This is a genomic window from Thiomonas intermedia, from assembly GCF_002028405.1.
In the GTDB taxonomy this organism is placed as follows: domain Bacteria; phylum Pseudomonadota; class Gammaproteobacteria; order Burkholderiales; family Burkholderiaceae_C; genus Thiomonas; species Thiomonas intermedia.
Genome location: NZ_CP020046.1, coordinates 498,614 through 516,176 on the forward strand (window position 1 = coordinate 498,614; position 17,563 = coordinate 516,176).

Sequence of the window (17,563 nt, forward strand, 5' to 3'; positions counted from 1 at the left end):
CGCCGCCCAAAGTAGGCAGCCCATCATGCACATTTCCTGGAGTTCAACCGATGCAGCAAACCACACCGATTGGGGGTGGAACTGACCGCGCCACCACGCAGCAGCCACCCCAGACCCATGCGCCCCTCGCCATTGAAGTGGTGCGGGCGCAAGATCTTCCCTACACGGCGTTCCTGCACGAGTACGTGCGCAAGAATCGGCCCGTCGTCATTGCCGACTCGGTGCGAGACTGGCCTGCGATGACCCGCTGGACGCCCGACTATTTCCGCGACAGGTTCGGCGACCAAACCGTTCAGGTGTCCTACACCAAACGCATGCCGATGCGCGACTTCGTCGATGCCGTCGAGGCCTCGACCGTCGACGCGCCAGGGCCTTACCTCTATCGCCTGTTCATTCACGACCACTTGCCGCAACTGCTGGCCGATCTCAGCCCGCAGAATGCCTACGCCTTTGCGGGGCGCCACGCAAGCCCGCTGATGCCCGAGCGGTGGCGTCGCCCCGACGGCTTTTTGAAATTACTCATGGGAGGTGTGGGCAGCAAGTTTCCTGTGATGCACTATGACCTCGAACATGCGCACGCACAGATCACGGAAATCTACGGCGACAAAGAGTTCTACTTGTTCCCACCCGAGGACGGCGACAAGCTCTACCCGAAACCCAATCAGCCAAATTGGTCGCAAGTGGAGAACCCGGCCGCCCCGGACCTGAGCCGCTTTCCGCGCATGGTCGAGGCCACACCGTATCGCACGGTGCTCAAGCCAGGGCAGACCATTTTCATTCCCATGCTGTGGTGGCACGCGGCCCGGCCCCTGTCGATTTCCATCTCGGTCTGCACGGCCTTGATGGATCGCTCGAATTGGTCCGGTTTTGTGGAGGATGTCTGCGACCGATCCACCAACTCGGCGGCCAAGACGGCGCTCAAGCGTTTCTACCTCGCGGGTGCGGGCAGCATCATGCAAGTCATGGAGAACCTGCAGACGGCAACTCCGTTCCTTGCCAAGAGCCTCAAATTCCCGTCGGCCCTTGCACCGGCATCCCCAGACTTCGCCAAGGACCCCTCGCAAACGCCGATGAAATTCCGGCTTTCAGTCGAGTAAAGGCGCAAGGGTCAGATCATCGCCATCCGACCGGGCGGTGCCGCTTTCCCTACCCCCGCCCCGCAGCCTCCACGCCCTGGTTCGCCAGGGCGTCGGCCTGCTCGTTGCCGGGGTCGCCGTTATGGCCGCGCACCCAGGTCCAGCGCAGGGTGTGGGGGGCGGCGGCTTTCTCCAGCCGCTGCCAGAGATCGACGTTCTTCACCGGCTTCTTGTCGGCCGTGGTCCATCCGCGGCGCTTCCAGCCGTCCATCCATTCGGTCATGCCCTTGAGCACGTATTGCGAGTCGGTGTGCAGCAGCACGCGGCTGGGGTGCTTGAGGGTTTCGAGGGCGACGATGGCGGCCATCAGTTCCATGCGGTTGTTGGTGGTTTGCGGCTCGCCACCATGCAGGGTTTTTTCGTGGGCGCCGCTGCGCAGCACCACGCCCCAGCCGCCGGGGCCAGGGTTGCCTTTGCAGGCGCCGTCGGTGTAAATGATGATGTCGTTGTCGGTACTTTGGGTCATGGGTTTCAGAAGGTGTGAATGAATCCGGCGTGGCCGAGCGGCGTGCCCAAAGGGCTCCAATCAAGGCGCAAAGCACAGCCGTGCCCGTAGGCACGGCGCGCATTTGCAACGCCGAGTGGGGCACTTTGGGCACGATGAGCGGGCATGGCGAATGCGTTCACACCTTCTCAGATCTTGGTCTTGACGCGTTGCTGCGCCACGGGCTGCAGCGCCACGGCTCGGCGTTTGGTGCGCAGTTCCACCTTGCCAACCAGGCGCATGGCGGGCACGCGCTTGATGGCCGCGAGAAAATACACCGCGCCGAACACGGGCCACCAGCGGTCGCCCGCCTTGTCCATGAAGCGCCAGCGGTGCAGCCAGAGCGGCGAGCACATCGCGGGCCGGTAGCAGCCGAAGCGGCCTTGGGTGACTTCAAAGCTCAGCAGCCGCAGCCAATCGCGCACGCGGCGGGGGGCGAGAAATTCGCCGTGCTGGGGCAGATACCAGCCGCCCCCCACGCGGCCGAGCAGTTGGCGCATGCCCCACAGGCTCCAGGTGTTGAAACCGCTGATGACGACCTGCCCGCCGGGCACCAGCACGCGGTCAACCTCGCGCAGGCAGGCGTGCGGGTCGTCCACCCATTCGAGCGTATGCGGCAGCACCACCAGGTCGAGCGACTGGGCGGGAAACGGCAGCGCGGTGAAGTCGCATTGCAGGTGTTCGGTATGAATGGCGTTCGGATCGGGCGGCAGCGGCTCGGGGGGGAGTTGGGCGCTTTCGGCTGCATGTTCGGCGGCCACGCCCACGGCATCGACGAGGCCGGGCTCGGCATAGACCGGCTCGCCGCCGTAATGCTCGGGCAGCAGGCAGGCCGGACGCACGCCGGGCAGATCGAGCTGGGCCGGCTCGGCGCCATTGAGCGCCAGCCAGCGATGCGGCATGCGGTTGTGGGCCAGCCCCTGCAGCGCAGGGTTGCCGAGTTGCAGGGCGTGATAGCCGAAAATGTCGTTCACCACGCGGTCGATCTGACCCTGTTCCCAAGCCAGCGCATAGCGACCGGGTGGAGTCTGCAGCCAGTGCTGCAGGCTCATCAAAGGCCACAGATCGGAGTCACCATGCATACAGAAGCGCTTGCTGCCTTTCGGGATAACTACATCTGGTTGATCCGGCCCGCCGCGGATGACCGGCGCACGCTGGTGGTGGACCCGGGCGATGCCGCGCCGGTGATCGATGCCTTCGAGCAGCGCGGCCTGGAACTGCGCGGCATTCTAGTCACCCACCATCACAGCGATCATGTGGGCGGCATCGCCGACCTGCTGCAGTGGTGGCAGGCGAGGCACCCTGCCGACGCCCCGCCCGTCTGGGGACCGGCGGCGGAGACCATTCCGGCGCGCACGCAGCCCCTGCGTCAGGGCGATGGGTTCACACCGCAGGGCTGGCCGGTGCGGTTTGAGGTGCTCGAAGTGCCGGGTCATACCCTGGGTCATATCGCCTATGTGGCCCGCCCGCTGCAGGGCGATCAGGCGCCCGCGCTGTTCTGTGGCGACACGCTGTTTTCTGCGGGCTGTGGCCGTCTGTTCGAAGGAACGCCGGCCCAGATGCGCCATTCCTTAAACAAACTGGTGCAACTGCCTGAAAATACGACAGTAAATTGTGCCCACGAGTACACCCTCTCTAATCTACAATTCGCCCGGTCTGCAGACCCCTCGAACGAGGCGGTGGTGGCGCACCAGCAACGGTGCCTGGCCTTGCGCGGCGAAGGCCAGCCTACATTGCCCAGTTCCATCGGTCTGGAGAAGCAGATCAACCCGTTTCTGCGCACCGGCGAGCCCGGCGTGTTGCAGGCGCTGGAACGGTACAGGGGCCAAAAGCCTGAGGATGCAGTGCAGGCCCTGGCCTGGTTGCGAGAGTGGAAGAATGATTTCAAGGGGTGAGTGCTGATGCGGCAACTGAGACGACTGCGATTCTGGGCTTTGGGTGCAATGGTCGCGATGGCCGCCGGATGCGCCGCCGTCCCTCCCGCCGAAAAAACCTCTGCCGCCACACCTCCCCGAAGTTCCTCCCCGCAAGCCGCCTCTGACACCCAGGCGTCCACCACGCCGCAAACGCCGCTCCAGACGGAATCCGTGGCCAGTGCGCCCATCACGCCGACCGAGCAGACGGCGCTGCAGGACGACACCAAGGACATCACCCCGCAATACACCAACATCTGGCAGCGCATCCGTGCCGGTTTCGCCATTCCCGAGATGGACAGCCCGCTGGCCGAGCAGGCCGCGCAGTGGTACGTCACCCGGCCCGACTATGTCGCCCGCATGACCGAGCGCGCCCGCAAATACCTCTACTACACGGTGCAGGAAGTGCAGAAGCGCGGCATGCCCACCGAGCTGGCGCTGCTGCCCTTCATTGAGAGCGCCTACAACCCCGACGCGCGTTCCGTGGCGCATGCCGTGGGCATGTGGCAGTTCATTCCGTCCACGGGCAAGCACTACAACCTGAAGCAGAACATGTTCCAGGACGATCGCCGCAGCGTGCTGGCCTCCACCAACGCCGCGCTCGACTATCTGCAGAACCTCTACAACATGTTCGGCAACTGGCAGATCGCACTGGCCGCCTACAACTGGGGCGAAGGCAGCGTGCAGCGCGCCATTGCCTACAACAAGGCGCACAACCTGCCGGTCGATTACCAGGACTTGCGCATGCCCAACGAAACGCGCAATTACTACCCCAAGCTGCAGGCGGTGAAAGACATCATCTCCGACCCGCAGAAGTACGGCATCACCCTGCCCGACATTCCCGATCACCCCTACTTCAAGGCCGTCACCATCACCCGCGACATCGACGTCACGCTGGCGGCCAAGCTGGCGGACATGACGGTGGCCGAGTTCCGCTCGCTCAATCCGGCCTATACCAAGCCGGTCATTCTGGGGGCGACCAACCCGCGCATTCTCATGCCGTATGACAACGCCACGCATTTCGCCCAGGCGCTGCAGGCCTACAACGGCCCGCTGTCCACCTGGACGGCCTATGCCGTGAAGTCCACCCAGTCGCCGATGCAACTGGCTCACACGCTCGACATCAGCGAAGCCGTGCTGCGCGACACCAACGACATTCCCGTGCGCCAGCTCATCAAGGCCGGCTCGACCGTGCTGATTCCCAAGGCTGAAGACGGCAGCAATAAAAACGTCAGTGCCGCCATCGCCGAAAACGCCGTGCTGGCCTTCGCCCCCGAAGCGCCTCCGGGCCGCCGCATGGTGCTCAAGGTCGGCAAGTACGGCGATTCCGTGCAGGGCGTGGCCCATCGTTATCACCTCAGCCCGCTGCAGGTGGCGCAGTGGAATCGCACGTCAGAGCGCGGCATCTTCCGCAAGGGCCAGTTCGTGACCATTTACGTCACGCACACCCCGCGGATCTTCGTGGCCGAGCGCAAGGCTGAACAGCGCCGCGTGGTGGCCGAACGCAAGCCGCAGGTCAAGCGCCGCACCATCGTGCGCAAGCCCACCAAGGTCGCCGAACGTCAGCGCTCCAACCCGAAAGATCTGCACTACAGCGTGCAGACGCGCGACAAGCGGTTGATCGACGTCGCCCAGCAATAAACGCGCGCAGCACGGCGCGCGCCCTCTCAATCTCCCCCGCAAGCGGTAAAAGAGCTTCTTTGCTCCCTCCCCAGTCGTGGGGAGGGTTGGGGTGGGGTGACGCGCTGTTTCAAACTTCAGCGTGCCCGATCTCAACAAAGCCTGACGGGGGCTGCTAGATCGCGCCGCTCTGGCGCAGGGCCGCTATCTGCGCCGCATCCAGCCCCAGTTCGGCAAGCACCTCGTCGGTATGCGCGCCCAGGGCCGGGCCGAGCCAGCGCGTGGCGCCCGGTGTCTGCGACAGCCTGGGCGCCGGGGCGGGCAGGTCCACCGGCGTGCCGTCGGCCAGCGTGTGCGCCTCGATCATGCCGCGCGCCTGAAACTGCGGGTCGGCCACCACATCGGCAATGCTGTAGATGCGCGTGGCGGGAACTTCAGCCGCGCGCATGGCCTGCACGATGGCCTCGGGCTCCTGCCCCGCCGCCCATTGCTGGATGGCCGCGTCGATCTCGTCGGCGCGAACCATGCGGCCCGGATTGCGGGCCAGGCCAGGATCGTCGGCCATGTCGGCGCGGCCGATGGCCAGCATGAGCCTGCGGAAAATCGCGTCGCCATTGCCCGAAATCTGCACCCACTCGCCACCCTTGCTCCGATAGACGTTGGACGGCGTGATGCCCGGAATGCTGGTGCCGGTGCGCTGCCGCACGGTGCCGTCGTAGCTGTATTCCATCAGCGTGCTTTCGAGCAGATTGAACACGCTCTCGGTCAACGCCACGTCAACCACCTGCCCTTCGCCGCCACCTGAGCGCCCCCTGGGCCTGGCTGCGCCCGGCCCGCCCCCCGAGGGGGACAAGAAAACTTGGGGCGGCCCGGCGTTTTCTTGAGCACCGTTCCAGCGGCCGCCCGTGGCGTCGCGGTGGCGCAGCGCCATGAGCGCACCCAGGGTGGCGTGCAGGGCGGCGATCGAGTCGCCAAGCGAGAGGTTGGCGCGCATGGGCGGGCGGTCGGGATCGCCCGTCACATAACGCATGCCGCCCATGGCTTCGGCGATGGCGCCGAAGCCCGGCTGCAATCGCATGGGCCCGGTCTGGCCGAAGCCGGAGATGCGCACCATCACCAGGCTGGGGTTGACCGCGCGCAGATCGTCCCAGCCGAGACCGAGCTTTTCGAGCGCGCCCGGGCGCATGTTCTCCACCACCACGTCGGCGCGTTCGGCGAGCCGCAGCACGATGTCGCGCCCCTGGGGATGCTTGAGGTTGAGGGTGATGCAGCGCTTGTTGCGCGCCTGCGCCGTCCACCAGAGCGATTCGCCCTTGTGCAGCTTGCGCCAGCTGCGCAAAGGGTCGCCCCCCGGATCGTCGCCCTGCGCGGGCGACTCGATCTTGATCACGTCGGCGCCGAACTCGGCCATCAGCCGGGTGGCGAAAGGGCCTGCAATCAGGCTGCCGAGTTCGAGCACGCGCAGACCGTCGAGCGCGCCCCGCGCCAAAGCCGGTGACTTATCCATAGAACGGCGCGAACAACAAGGCGACATTCACGAACAGGGCCAGCGCCCACACCGAGGAGCGCAACGACGCCCTATCGTTGAGATAGCACCAGAGATACACCGCGCGCAGGACCAGCCAGGCGACGAGCAGGCCGTTGACCAGCCCCGGTGGCGCCTGAAGATAGAGCGCAAACAAGGCTGCGGCGAACAGGAAAGGCAAGGCCTCGAAACTGTTGGCCTGCGCCGCATTGGCCCGGCGCCTGCGCGGGTCGGTCTGCCGCTCCATCCAGAGCCGGGGCTCGTTGTTGTCGTAGCGGTTGTTTTTCGAGCGGAAGGTGCCCGCCTTGGCCATGCCCGCGGCAACGATGGGCAGTTGCGAGGCGATGAGCAGCAGAAAGGCTGTGAGCAGCATGGGTGTTCTCCGTAGGGGGATGTGCAGCATACAAAAACCAAGGGCCGACAAAGTCGGCCCTTGGCACTGCTGTCGCGTTCGCTTTCGCGCGCGATCTTCAGGGAGCAGAAACTTATCCGGCGTAGTCGGCGGCGACCGTGGCGTCTGCCGGGTTCGCCATGCCCAACGCCCGGATGATCACCGTGGCAACCACGGCCACCACGATATTGAGCACCAGGGCGTACAGCCCGATGTAGGCCGGAATCACCATGCCGGCAATGTGCAGTGCATAGCCCGACGACTTGAAGCCGCTGAGCGAAGCCGCCCAGATGCCCCAGACCAGGCCGACGGCCCAACCCAGCAGCAGCGCCTTGGCGTCGAACCAGCGGGTGTAGATGCCCGAGACGATGGCCGGCAAGGTCTGCAGAATCAGGATGCCGCCCAGCAGCTGCAACTGGATGGCGTAGGTCAGCGGCAGGAACACGATGAACAGCAGCGCGCCGAACTTCACGATCAGCGACACCAGCTTGGCCATCTCGGTTTCCTTCTGCGCCGTGCAGTTCGGATTGAAATAGGCCTTGTAGATGTTGCGCGTGAACAGATTGGCCGCTGCAATCGACATGATGGCCGCCGGCACCAGCGCGCCGATCGCCACCGCGGCGAAGCCCACCCCCACGAACCAGCTCGGGAAGAAATGCAACAGCAGGCCAGGCATGGCGAACTGCGGGCCGTACTGCTTGAAGTAGGGGGCCAGATCAGGCAGCTTGGCGATGCCCGAGGCGTAGGCCATATAGCCCAGCAAGGCAATCAGCCCCAGCATGAACGAATAGGCCGGCAGGAACACCCAGTTGCGGCGCAGGGTGTTGGGGCCCTTGGCCGACAGCACGGCCGTCGTCGCGTGGGGATAGAGCATCAGCGCCAGCGCCGAGCCGAAGGCCAGCGTCGGGTAGAACGACTGCAGGCCCAGATTGCCGTCCTTGACGGGCGGCAGCAGCAAGTGCTCTTTCGGAATGGCGGCGAAAATATTGCCGAAGCCGCCGAGCTTGTAGGGCACGACGATGATGAGCGCGATCACCGTGATGTAGACCAGCAGATCCTTGACCACCGCGATCGACGCCGGAGCACGCAGCCCGCTGGTGTAGGTGAAGGCCGCCAGGATGATGAAGGCGATCACCAGCGGCAGGTCACCCATGAGGCCCTGGGTGGAGAACCCCAGCCCGCCGATCACCACCTGAATGCCCACGAGCTGCAGCGCGATATAAGGCATGGTGGCCACGATGCCGGTCACCGCGATCGCCAGCGCCAGACCCGGGCTGCCATAGCGTCCGGCCACGAAATCGGACGCGGTGATGTAGTTGTGCTTGCGCGCCACCAGCCACAGCCGCGGCAGAATGGCAAACACCATGGGATAGACCACCACGGTGTAAGGCAGCGCAAAGAAGCCCAGCGCACCGGCCCCGAACACCAGCGCGGGCACGGCCACGAAGGTGTAAGCGGTGTAGAGATCGCCGCCGATGAGGAACCAAGTGATCCACGAGCCGAAGCGGCGGCCGCCCAGGCCCCACTCGTGCAGATGGTTCATGTCCCCTTTGCGCCAATGCGCCGAGACGAATCCCAGAATGGTGATTCCGAGAAAAAGTGCGACAAAAACAAGGGTTGCGACAAGATTCATGGTTTTAGTCCCCACTTCCAGCCGGAACGACCATCTTGTAGACGATGGCGATGAACACCCCGGACAGTGGCACCCAGACGAGCTGCCACCAGTAGAAAAAGGGAATGCCGAACACACTCGGTTCGAGTTTGTTGAAAAACGGAACGACGAGCACGGCGATACAGGGGATCGCCAGCAGAAGGATCTGCAGCGGCCCCAGCGACTTGGGTGCGGACATGGAACGGTCTCCTGACATGGCGGACGCACCTGCGCGGCCCGCCTTCGGTTTTGTTCACCGGCCTCAAGCTCCGGTGCACTGACCTGTCGGAGATTAGCCCAGCCGCTTACAAATTCGTGTTTCTTAATGTGTCATTCGCAAGCAGGCGAAATGAACCGGCCAAAAACTCGGGTTTCCCCTGGCATTTCGCTACAGGGGTTAGCGAATGTTGTCGGTGGATTCGCGCTTGATCAGGATGCGCGGCACGATCAAGGCATAGCCCTGCTGCTGCCAATACACCAGTTCGGTCATCGCATTAGGCACGATGTCGACAAAGTCCTGAAAGTCTTCAGGCACGTAGCCGAAATCGTGCGCCGCCTGACCGCAAACCTTGAACTTCACGCCCATCTGCGCGTAATAGCGCATCCGGTCCACCGCCTCACGGTAAGCGGCCTCGTTACGGGTCACGGTGGTGGCGATCTCGGTGCCATGCAGCACCACCACCGCCTGGACGTCGTCTGGCGCGAAGTCGTACGGCGAGGCCTGCACGGTGTTGAACACCGATCGCACCCAGAACAGCGCGTTGGCGATGGTTGCCGGGTCGTCGAGATAAAACTCGAACACCACTTTCATCGGCGCCTTGTAAGGGGTTTGCACCAGCCGCCCTGCCGCCTGGGCCGCCCCGGCCGCGCAGGCGCCGAGCACCGCCAGCATGAAGCGTCTTCTGTCGTGTTGCATGACATCCCCTCGCGAACCTGGATGTATCCAGGTGTAATCGAAGGGGTGCCGCACGCCTAGCGGGACAACCCGGGGCCAACCCGGTGGACGATCCGGGAACGCAGCCAGCCTGTTAGCGCTCGGCGTTGCCGGAGGCCACGCCCCAGCGGCGCAGGGCCGCATCGTCGGTCTCGCGGGCATCGACCCACTGCCCGCCTTCGGGAGTGCTTTCCTTCTTCCAGAACGGCGCCTGGGTCTTGAGGTAATCCATCAGGAACTCGCAGGCGGCAAAGGCCGCGGCGCGATGGCTGCTGGCCACCAGCACCATCACGATGTCGTCGCCCGGCCGCAAGAGGCCGACGCGATGGATCACCGTCACGCCCAGCAGGGGCCAGCGCGCCTGCGCCTCGTTGACCATGTCGGCGATGGCCCGCTCCGTCATGCCGGGATAGTGCTCAAGCTCCATGGCCTGGACGAAGCCGGGCTCGCAGACGCCGGGATGATGGTCGCGGCAGACGCCCACGAAGCTGGCGATGGCGCCGACATCGCCTCGCCCCTCACGGAGCGCTTGCATCTCCGCCCCGAGGTCGAACGGCCCGGTCTGCACGCGAATGGCGATCGGCACCATGAGTTCAGCCCCCGGTCACGGGCGGAAAGAACGCGATTTCGCAGCCGGGCGAAAGCGCCGTGTCGCCCTCGCACATGACCTGGTTGCAGGCCATGCGCAGCGGCTTGCCAGCCTCCAGCGCCAGGGCGTAGCGGCCGCCCTGTGCCCGCAGCCAGTCGCGCGCCTGCCCCACGGTCTGAACCGTCTCGGGCAGGTCGTGGGATTCCTGGGACAAACCGACGATTTCGCGCACGCTGGCGAAGTACCGTACCTGGACACGCATGATGTTCAGCCTTGCAGCAACGATGAAAACGGGAGATAGCGCACGAGATCGCCGCGGGCAATGGCCTGCTGCGGCGGGTTGTCCACCAGACCGTCGGCCCACACGGTCGAGGTCAGCACGGCGGAGTTCTGCGACGCAAACAGCTCGGCCTCGCCTTGGGCATTGAGCCGCACGCGCAGGTATTCACGGCGCCGGTCGGGCCGCGGCCAATCGAACGCGGCACGCACCGGCAGGGTCTGGACGGCAGTCTGCGTCGCACCTTGCAGGGCCAGCAGAAAAGGCCGCACGAACATCAGGAAGGTCACGAAGCTCGACACCGGATTGCCCGGCAGACCGATGAAGGCCGCCTCGCCCTGCCCCTCGGCGCGGCGCAGGTGGCCGAAGGCCAGAGGCTTGCCCGGCTTCATCGCGATCTGCCAGAGATCGAGTCCGCCTTCGGCCTGGGCTGCGGGCTTGACGTGGTCTTCCTCGCCCACCGACATGCCGCCGGACGACAGCACGAGATCATGGTCGCGGGCCGCTTCGCGCAGTACGGCGCGCGTGGCCGCGAGCTGGTCGGGGATGATGCCGAAATCGGTCACTTCGCATCCAGCCGCTTCCAGCAGCGCCCGGATGACGAAGCGGCTGGAGTTGTAGATGGCGCCCTGGCGCAAAGGCTCGCCTGGCATGGCAAGCTCGTCGCCGGTGAACAGAATGCCCACGCGCGGCCGCCGGCGCACGCTCAGGCTCGCCACCCCTACGGAGGCTGCCAGGCCCAGATCCTGAGGCCGCAGGCGCTGCCCGGCGACGAGCACCACGCTGCCCGCCGTGACGTCCAGGCCGCGCCGCCGCACCCATTGGCCCGCCCCAGGCAAGACGTTGAACACCACGGCGCCGGGCTCGGCGTTGCATTGCTCCTGCATGACCACGGCATCCGCACCGGGCGGCATGAGCCCGCCGGTGAAGATGCGCGCCGCGGTTCCGGGCTGCAAGGCTTGCGGCACCGCCCCCGCCGGAATGCGCTGGCTGACCTGCAGGCGGGTGCCCGCCGAAGGCACGTCGGCCGCGCGCACGGCGTAGCCATCCATCTGGGCGTTGTCGGCCGGCGGCACATCCATGGACGAGCGCACCTCCTGCGCCAGCACGCGGCCCAGGGCGCCCGCCACGGGCAGGTGCTCCGTATCGTCGATCAGGCGCGCGGCGGCCAGTAGGTGCTGCAAGGCCTGATCGGGTTCGAGCAGGGGGGGCGAAGAAGCGGTCATATCGGATCGGAAAAGGTGTCGGCATTGTCCAACAACCAGACGGACACGGCAGACGGGTCGTTGAGGTCAAGGACGGCGGCAGGGCCCGGCATCGGCAGAGCATGCGGCGAGTCGGTGGCGAGGGCCACGATGCGCGCATCGTCGGGGTAACAGACCGGACGCCCGGTGCTCGCGCGCCAGACCTCGATCTTGGGCAGCGGGGCGTGCTTGAAGCCTTCGACAAACACCCAGTCGGCGGCGGGGTCGAGCATCGGCAGCAGTTCGGCAACGCCGAGCTGCTGCGGCTCGGGCAGGCGGCGCTGCAAGGCGATCAGGCTGTCGGAAGCCGCCAGCACTTCGTAGGCGCCCGCCTCGCGGTGCCGCCAGGTGTCCTTGCCCGGATAGTCGATGTCGAAGCGGTGATGCGCATGCTTGAGCACCGACACGCGCAGCCCGCGCCTCACGAAGAGCGCCACCAGGGTCTCGACCAGGGTGGTCTTGCCACTGCCGGAAAACCCGGCAAACCCGACGACTTTCATCAGGCCCCCGCCACCCCCGTCGCGCAATGCATGGCGATGTAGGACTTCACCGCATCCACCTCCACGGGCATGACTGCAAAGCGCTGCGGGCGGCGTTCGAGGTCTTCGAGCCCGGCCGGCCTGGCAGGCTCGACGCCAACAGCCTCTTGCAGGGTTTCGGGGAACTTGGCGGCCAGCGCCGTTTCGAGCACCAGCATGGGCACGCCGGGTTCAAGCTGTTCGCGTGCGACCTTCACGCCATCGGCGGTATGGGTATCGATCAACCGTTCGCTGCCTTGCCACACGCTGCGGATGGTGGCGAGTCGGTCGGCGTGGGTGCTGCTGCCCGAGGCAAAGCCGTAGTCGGGGCCGATGCGGGCAAAGGCAGGATCGGCCGACAGGTCGAAGAAGCCCTTGCGGCTGAGCGCGTTGGCAAACAGCTCATGCACCCGCGAGGCATCGCGCCCGAGCAGATCGAAGATGAAGCGCTCGAAATTCGAGGCCTTCGAGATGTCCATCGAAGGACTGGACGTGTGATGCGTCTCGGCCGATTTGCGCGGGCGGTAGACGCCCGTGCGGAAGAACTCGTCGAGCACGTTGTTCTCGTTGGTGGCCAGCACCAGCTTGCGGATGGGCAGACCCATCATGCGCGCCACGTGCCCGGCGCAGATGTTGCCGAAGTTGCCCGACGGGACGGTGAAACTCACCTGCTCGTCGTTGCTGCGCGTGGCCCGGAAGTAGCCGGCGAAGTAATAGACGATCTGTGCCGCGAGCCGCGCCCAGTTGATGGAGTTGACCGTGCCGATGCGCCAGCGGCGCTTGAAGTCGAGATCGTTGGAGACGGCCTTGACCATGTCCTGCGCATCGTCGAACACGCCCTGCACCGCGATATTGTGGATATTGGCGTCGGCCAGCGAATACATCTGCGCGGTCTGGAACGCGCTCATTTTGCCGAAGGGCGAAAGCATGAAGACGCGAATGCCGCGCTTGCCGCGCATGGCATATTCGGCCGCGCTGCCGGTATCGCCCGAGGTCGCGCCGAAGATGTTGAGTTCGCTGTGCTGGCGGGCCAGCGCGTACTCGAACAGATGGCCCAGCAATTGCATGGCCATGTCCTTGAAGGCCAGCGTGGGCCCTTCGGACAGCCCTAGCAGGGCCATGCCCGGCTCGCCCTTCAGCGGTTTGAGGGGCACGATCTCGGCATGGCCGCCGAACACTTCGGGCGTGTAGGTCTTGGCGATCAGGGCGCGCAGATCGTCCACAGGCATGTCGGTGATGAAGCGCGACAAAATTTCGAAGGCCAGATCGGGATAGGACAACCCGCGCCATTGCGCCAGTGTGGCCGCGTCGATCTGCGGATAGCGCTCGGGCAGGTAGAGCCCGCCATCGGGCGCCAGCCCTTCGAGCAGGATGTCGGAAAAGCCACGGGTCGCAGACTCGCCACGGGTACTCAGGTAACGCATCAGCGCAACTCCTCTTTGCGAATACGCACGATGGGGGCGTGCACGCTGGGCAGAGCCTGCATGCGCGCGATGGCGGTGTTCATGCGCGACTCGACGGTGTCATGCGTGAGGATGATGACATCGGTCTGATGCTCGCCTTCCCCGGCCTCGCGCTGAATGAGGCCATCGATGGAAATGCCCTCATCGGCCAGGATGCGGGTGAGGTCGGCCAGCACTCCGGCCTGATCGGCCACGCGCAGGCGCAGGTAGTAGGCGGTGACCACCCGATCCATAGGCAGGATGGGCAGATCGCTCATCGCATCGGGCTGGAAGGCCAGATGCGGCACGCGGTGTTCGGGGTCGGCGGTGTGCAGCCGGGTCACGTCCACCAGGTCGGCGATGACCGCCGAAGCGGTAGGCTCGGAGCCCGCGCCCTTGCCGTAATACAGCGTCGGGCCAACCGCGTCGCCCTGCACCACCACCGCATTCATCGCGCCTTCGACATTGGCGATCAGACGCGTGGCGGGAATCAGGGTGGGATGCACGCGGAGTTCGATGCCCTGGCCGGTGTGCTTGGTCATGCCCAGCAGCTTGATGCGGTAGCCGAGCTGCTCGGCGTAGCGGATGTCGGCCGCCTGCAGCGCGGTGATGCCCTCCACATAAGCCTTGTCGAACTGCACCGGCACGCCAAAGGCGATGGCGCAGAGGATGGTCGCCTTGTGCGCCGCGTCCACGCCCTCGATATCGAAGGTCGGATCGGCTTCGGCATAGCCCAGCGCCTGTGCCTGCTTGAGCACGGTGGCGAAATCCAGGCCCTTGTCGCGCATCTCGGACAGGATGAAATTGGTCGTGCCGTTGATGATGCCCGCGATCCATTCGATGCGATTGCCCGCCAGCCCTTCGCGCACCGCCTTGATGATGGGAATGCCGCCGGCCACCGCCGCCTCGAAGGCCACCATCACGCCCTTGGCCTGCGCGGCCGCGAAGATCTCGCTGCCATGCAAGGCGAGCAGGGCCTTGTTCGCCGTCACCACATGCTTGCCCGCAGCGATGGCCGCCAGCACCAGCTCGCGCGCGGGGTTGATGCCCCCCATGAGTTCGACCACGATGTCGATGTCCGGACGGGTCGCCAGGGCCATGAAATCGGGGGTGATGGGCAGCGCATCTCCCAGGGCGGCGCGTGCCTTGTCGGGGTTGCGCGCAGCAATCGCCGCGATGGCAATGCCGCGCCCGGCGCGTCGCTGCAGCTCTTCCTGATTGCGCGCAAGCACCTTGACCACACCGCTGGCGACGGTGCCCGCGCCGAGAAGGGCAATCTGTAAAGGTTTCATAGAGAACGGGAGTGGGAATCAGGCCGAGACCGAAGCAACAGCGCGGTTGCGCTTGCGGAGGTGTTCGAGGAAGCGCGCGATGCGGCCGATGGCTTCTGTCAGATCGTCGGCATTGGGCAGGAAGACAAGTCGGAAATGATCGGGCTGCGGCCAGTTGAAGCCGGTGCCTTGCACGATCAGCACCTTTTCCTGCGCCAGCAGGTCGTAGGCGAACTGCTGATCGTCGGCAATCGGGTAAATCTTGGGGTCGAGCCGCGGGAACATATAAAGCGCGGCCTTCGGCTTCACCACGCTGACGCCCGGAATCTGCGTGAGCAGGTCGTAGGCCAGATCACGCTGGCGGGTCAGGCGCCCTTGCGGTGCAACCAGATCCTTGATGCTCTGATAACCGCCCAGCGCGGTCTGGATGGCCAGCTGACCCGGCGTGTTGGCGCACAAACGCATCGAGGCCAGCATGGTCAGCCCCTCGATGTAGTCACGCGCATGACGTTTGTTGCCCGACACCACCATCCACCCCGAGCGATAGCCGCAGGAGCGGTAGTTCTTCGACAGGCCGTTGAAGGTCAGCACCAGCACATCGTCGGCCAGCGAGGCGATGCTGGTGTGCGTGTTGCCGTCGTAAAGCGTCTTGTCGTAGATCTCGTCGGCGAACACGATGAGCTCATGCTCGCGCGCCACCTGCAGAATTTCTTCGAGCAACTCGCGCGGGTACAGCGCGCCGGTCGGGTTGTTGGGGTTGATCACCACGATGGCCCGGGTGTTGGGCGTGATCTTGCCGCGGATATCGGCAATGTCCGGATACCAGTCCGACTGTTCGTCGCAGACATAGTGCACCGGCTTGCCGCCCGAGAGCGCCACCGACGCCGTGTAGAGCGGGTAGTCCGGCGCGGGAATCAGCACTTCATCGCCGTTGTTGAGCAGCGCATTCATGCTCATATTGATGAGCTCGGAGGCACCGTTGCCGATGAACACATCGTCGATGCTCACACCGGCAATGCCCTTCTCCTGCGTGTAATGCACGATGGACTTGCGCGGCGCGAACAGACCCTTCGAATCGGTGTAGCCCGCCGCGCTGGGCAGGTTGTGGATCATGTCCTGCACGATCTCGTCGGGCGGCTCGAAGCCGAACACGGCCAGATTGCCGATATTGAGCTTGATGATCCGCTGACCATCCTCTTCCATCTGCCGCGCCTTGTCGAGCACGGGACCACGGATGTCGTAACAGACATCGGCCAACTTGTCGGACTTACGGAATTCGCGCACAACCACCTCACTCAATCGGCTCGGAAAAGCGCTCCTGCAGCTCGTGGCGAGCGATCTCACCCCCTTGAGCGCCCAGGGGATTCGGATCGAGCCACGCCAGTCACACGGAGGGCGAACCCTATAATTTACTTGGTTTACGCAGGCACCCCCTTGCCGTTCCCCGATCGGGAGCCGCCTGTTTGCAGCAGATCTCCGGTCTGCAGCCGCGATCCCTCAGCCGTCATGAAACTCCAGCCCGACTTCGCCCCCGACACGCAAATGGTCTCTGCCTATGGGCCTGGCTATGTCGAAGTCAACGGCGTGCGTCATACCCAAGCTTGTGTGTTTGCACCGCAGCAAGCTCCCAGACCCTGGGGAGCCGAACACATCGCCTCGCTGCAGGCCTCTCACATCGATGCCCTGCTGTTTGATCCGCTGCCCGAAGTCGTCCTGATCGGCACCGGGCAGCAGCAGCACATGCTGCCCCCCGCCCTGATGCGTCCACTTATGACAAAGCGCGTCGGCTGGGAGGTCATGGACACGGCGGCGGCCTGCCGCACCTACAACATTCTGGCCGGCGAGGGCCGTCAGGTTCTTGCGGCGCTGATGATCGAATGAGTCGAGTTTTGCGGCGCAAGATAAAATAAGGTTTTACGTCCTTCCGCTTCCCTCAGCAGTACGCACAACTGAACATCACGAGGAGAAGCGATGCAGCAGCCCAGCAGGAGACTTCATGGCTTTGGTCTTGAATAAAGTGGTTCCCGATTTTGAAGCCGCCGCCACCAGTGGTGTGCAGTTCAGCCCCAAAAACTATCTGGGCAAAAAAATTGTTCTCTACTTCTACCCCAAGGACATGACACCCGGTTGCACTACCGAGTCCATGCACTTTCGCGACAAATATCCCGAATTCGAAGCAGCCAACGCGGTGATCTTCGGCATCTCCCGCGACAACCTGCTGTCGCACGAGAAATTCAAGGCCCATATCGAACTGCCCTTCGACCTGATCGCCGATACGGAAGAAAAACTCTGCCACATGTTTGGCGTGGTGAAGAACAAGATCATGTACGGCAAGAAGGTCAAGGGCATCGAGCGCAGCACCTTCGTCATCGACGCCGACGGCCTCCTGCGCCAGGAATGGCGTGGGGTCAAGGTGGCGGGCCACGTCGACGAAGTGCTCGACGTCATCCAGAAACTCTGAATCCAGATCCTCCACGCGCGGCGCTTTGTTTTGAACATCAGACTCCGCAGCACCCTGTCCCACCACGGTGGAATGTGCCTGCCCCGCACTGAGTGCTGGCGCTCATT

Annotated in this window: 19 protein-coding genes; 5 read left to right on the plus strand and 14 right to left on the minus strand. The window is 64.7% G+C overall.

The features are described 5' to 3' along the window. Positions 1-50 precede the first annotated feature (50 nt). Complete coding sequence (locus tag BVH73_RS02220) at positions 51-1,097, plus strand: cupin-like domain-containing protein (RefSeq protein ID WP_079415698.1); 1,047 nt, start codon at positions 51-53, stop codon at positions 1,095-1,097. Between the two features lie 49 nt (positions 1,098-1,146). On the opposite strand, the gene rnhA is transcribed toward BVH73_RS02220, so the two are convergent. Further along, on the minus strand, positions 1,147-1,602 hold the full coding sequence (gene rnhA / locus BVH73_RS02225) for a ribonuclease HI (RefSeq protein ID WP_079415700.1): 456 nt from the start codon (positions 1,600-1,602) through the stop codon (positions 1,147-1,149). Between the two features lie 167 nt (positions 1,603-1,769). After that, positions 1,770-2,672, minus strand: coding sequence for a class I SAM-dependent methyltransferase (locus BVH73_RS02230; protein ID WP_079420241.1), 903 nt, complete (start codon positions 2,670-2,672; stop codon positions 1,770-1,772). A 24-nt stretch (positions 2,673-2,696) separates the two neighbouring features. Between BVH73_RS02230 and gloB the strand changes: the two genes are divergently transcribed. Continuing rightward, positions 2,697-3,515, plus strand: a complete 819-nt coding sequence (gene gloB, locus BVH73_RS02235; protein WP_079415701.1) for a hydroxyacylglutathione hydrolase — start codon at positions 2,697-2,699, stop codon at positions 3,513-3,515. A gap of 192 nt (positions 3,516-3,707) precedes the next feature. Further along, complete coding sequence (locus BVH73_RS02240) at positions 3,708-5,174, plus strand: transglycosylase SLT domain-containing protein (protein ID WP_245800388.1); 1,467 nt, start codon at positions 3,708-3,710, stop codon at positions 5,172-5,174. 154 nt (positions 5,175-5,328) lie between these two features. On the opposite strand, the gene BVH73_RS02245 is transcribed toward BVH73_RS02240, so the two are convergent. From BVH73_RS02245 to BVH73_RS02300, 12 genes are all read right to left on the minus strand, one after another. Then, complete coding sequence (locus BVH73_RS02245) at positions 5,329-6,660, minus strand: CaiB/BaiF CoA transferase family protein (protein WP_079415704.1); 1,332 nt, start codon at positions 6,658-6,660, stop codon at positions 5,329-5,331. Then, a complete protein-coding gene (locus tag BVH73_RS02250) occupies positions 6,653-7,051 on the minus strand; it encodes an MAPEG family protein (RefSeq protein ID WP_079415706.1) in 399 nt (132 codons plus the stop codon). The genes BVH73_RS02245 and BVH73_RS02250 overlap by 8 nt, the downstream gene beginning before the upstream one ends. Before the next feature lie 112 nt (positions 7,052-7,163). Beyond that, complete coding sequence (gene mctP, locus BVH73_RS02255) at positions 7,164-8,702, minus strand: monocarboxylate uptake permease MctP (protein WP_079415708.1); 1,539 nt, start codon at positions 8,700-8,702, stop codon at positions 7,164-7,166. Positions 8,703-8,706: 4 nt separating this feature from the next. Further along, the gene (locus BVH73_RS02260; RefSeq protein WP_079415710.1) at positions 8,707-8,919 is read right to left on the minus strand and encodes a DUF3311 domain-containing protein; all 213 of its coding nucleotides are present in this window, start codon (positions 8,917-8,919) and stop codon (positions 8,707-8,709) included. A 198-nt stretch (positions 8,920-9,117) separates the two neighbouring features. Beyond that, positions 9,118-9,636, minus strand: coding sequence for a DsrE family protein (locus BVH73_RS02265; RefSeq protein ID WP_079415712.1), 519 nt, complete (start codon positions 9,634-9,636; stop codon positions 9,118-9,120). A 112-nt stretch (positions 9,637-9,748) separates the two neighbouring features. Beyond that, positions 9,749-10,234, minus strand: coding sequence for a molybdopterin synthase catalytic subunit MoaE (moaE, locus tag BVH73_RS02270; RefSeq protein WP_179947969.1), 486 nt, complete (start codon positions 10,232-10,234; stop codon positions 9,749-9,751). A gap of 13 nt (positions 10,235-10,247) precedes the next feature. Beyond that, entirely contained in the window at positions 10,248-10,505 is a 258-nt protein-coding gene (gene moaD, locus BVH73_RS02275) for a molybdopterin converting factor subunit 1 (protein ID WP_079415716.1), read from the minus strand. Between the two features lie 5 nt (positions 10,506-10,510). Beyond that, entirely contained in the window at positions 10,511-11,746 is a 1,236-nt protein-coding gene (locus tag BVH73_RS02280) for a molybdopterin molybdotransferase MoeA (protein WP_079415718.1), read from the minus strand. Then, on the minus strand, positions 11,743-12,264 hold the full coding sequence (gene mobB / locus BVH73_RS02285) for a molybdopterin-guanine dinucleotide biosynthesis protein B (RefSeq protein WP_079415720.1): 522 nt from the start codon (positions 12,262-12,264) through the stop codon (positions 11,743-11,745). Before mobB ends, BVH73_RS02280 begins: the two co-directional genes overlap by 4 nt. Beyond that, positions 12,264-13,706 carry a threonine synthase gene (gene thrC / locus BVH73_RS02290; protein WP_079415722.1) on the minus strand — a complete coding sequence of 481 codons (1,443 nt, stop codon included), beginning with the start codon at positions 13,704-13,706 and terminating at the stop codon, positions 12,264-12,266. The genes mobB and thrC overlap by 1 nt, the downstream gene beginning before the upstream one ends. After that, entirely contained in the window at positions 13,706-15,016 is a 1,311-nt protein-coding gene (locus BVH73_RS02295) for a homoserine dehydrogenase (RefSeq protein WP_079415724.1), read from the minus strand. The genes thrC and BVH73_RS02295 overlap by 1 nt, the downstream gene beginning before the upstream one ends. An 18-nt stretch (positions 15,017-15,034) precedes the next feature. Continuing rightward, positions 15,035-16,285 carry a pyridoxal phosphate-dependent aminotransferase gene (locus BVH73_RS02300; protein WP_425444133.1) on the minus strand — a complete coding sequence of 417 codons (1,251 nt, stop codon included), beginning with the start codon at positions 16,283-16,285 and terminating at the stop codon, positions 15,035-15,037. Positions 16,286-16,501: 216 nt separating this feature from the next. On the opposite strand from BVH73_RS02300, the gene BVH73_RS02305 reads away from it, so the two are divergent. Further along, entirely contained in the window at positions 16,502-16,876 is a 375-nt protein-coding gene (locus BVH73_RS02305) for an Mth938-like domain-containing protein (protein ID WP_079415726.1), read from the plus strand. Positions 16,877-16,991: 115 nt separating this feature from the next. Then, positions 16,992-17,456, plus strand: a complete 465-nt coding sequence (locus BVH73_RS02310; RefSeq protein WP_079415728.1) for a peroxiredoxin — start codon at positions 16,992-16,994, stop codon at positions 17,454-17,456. The last annotated feature ends 107 nt before the right edge of the window (positions 17,457-17,563 follow it).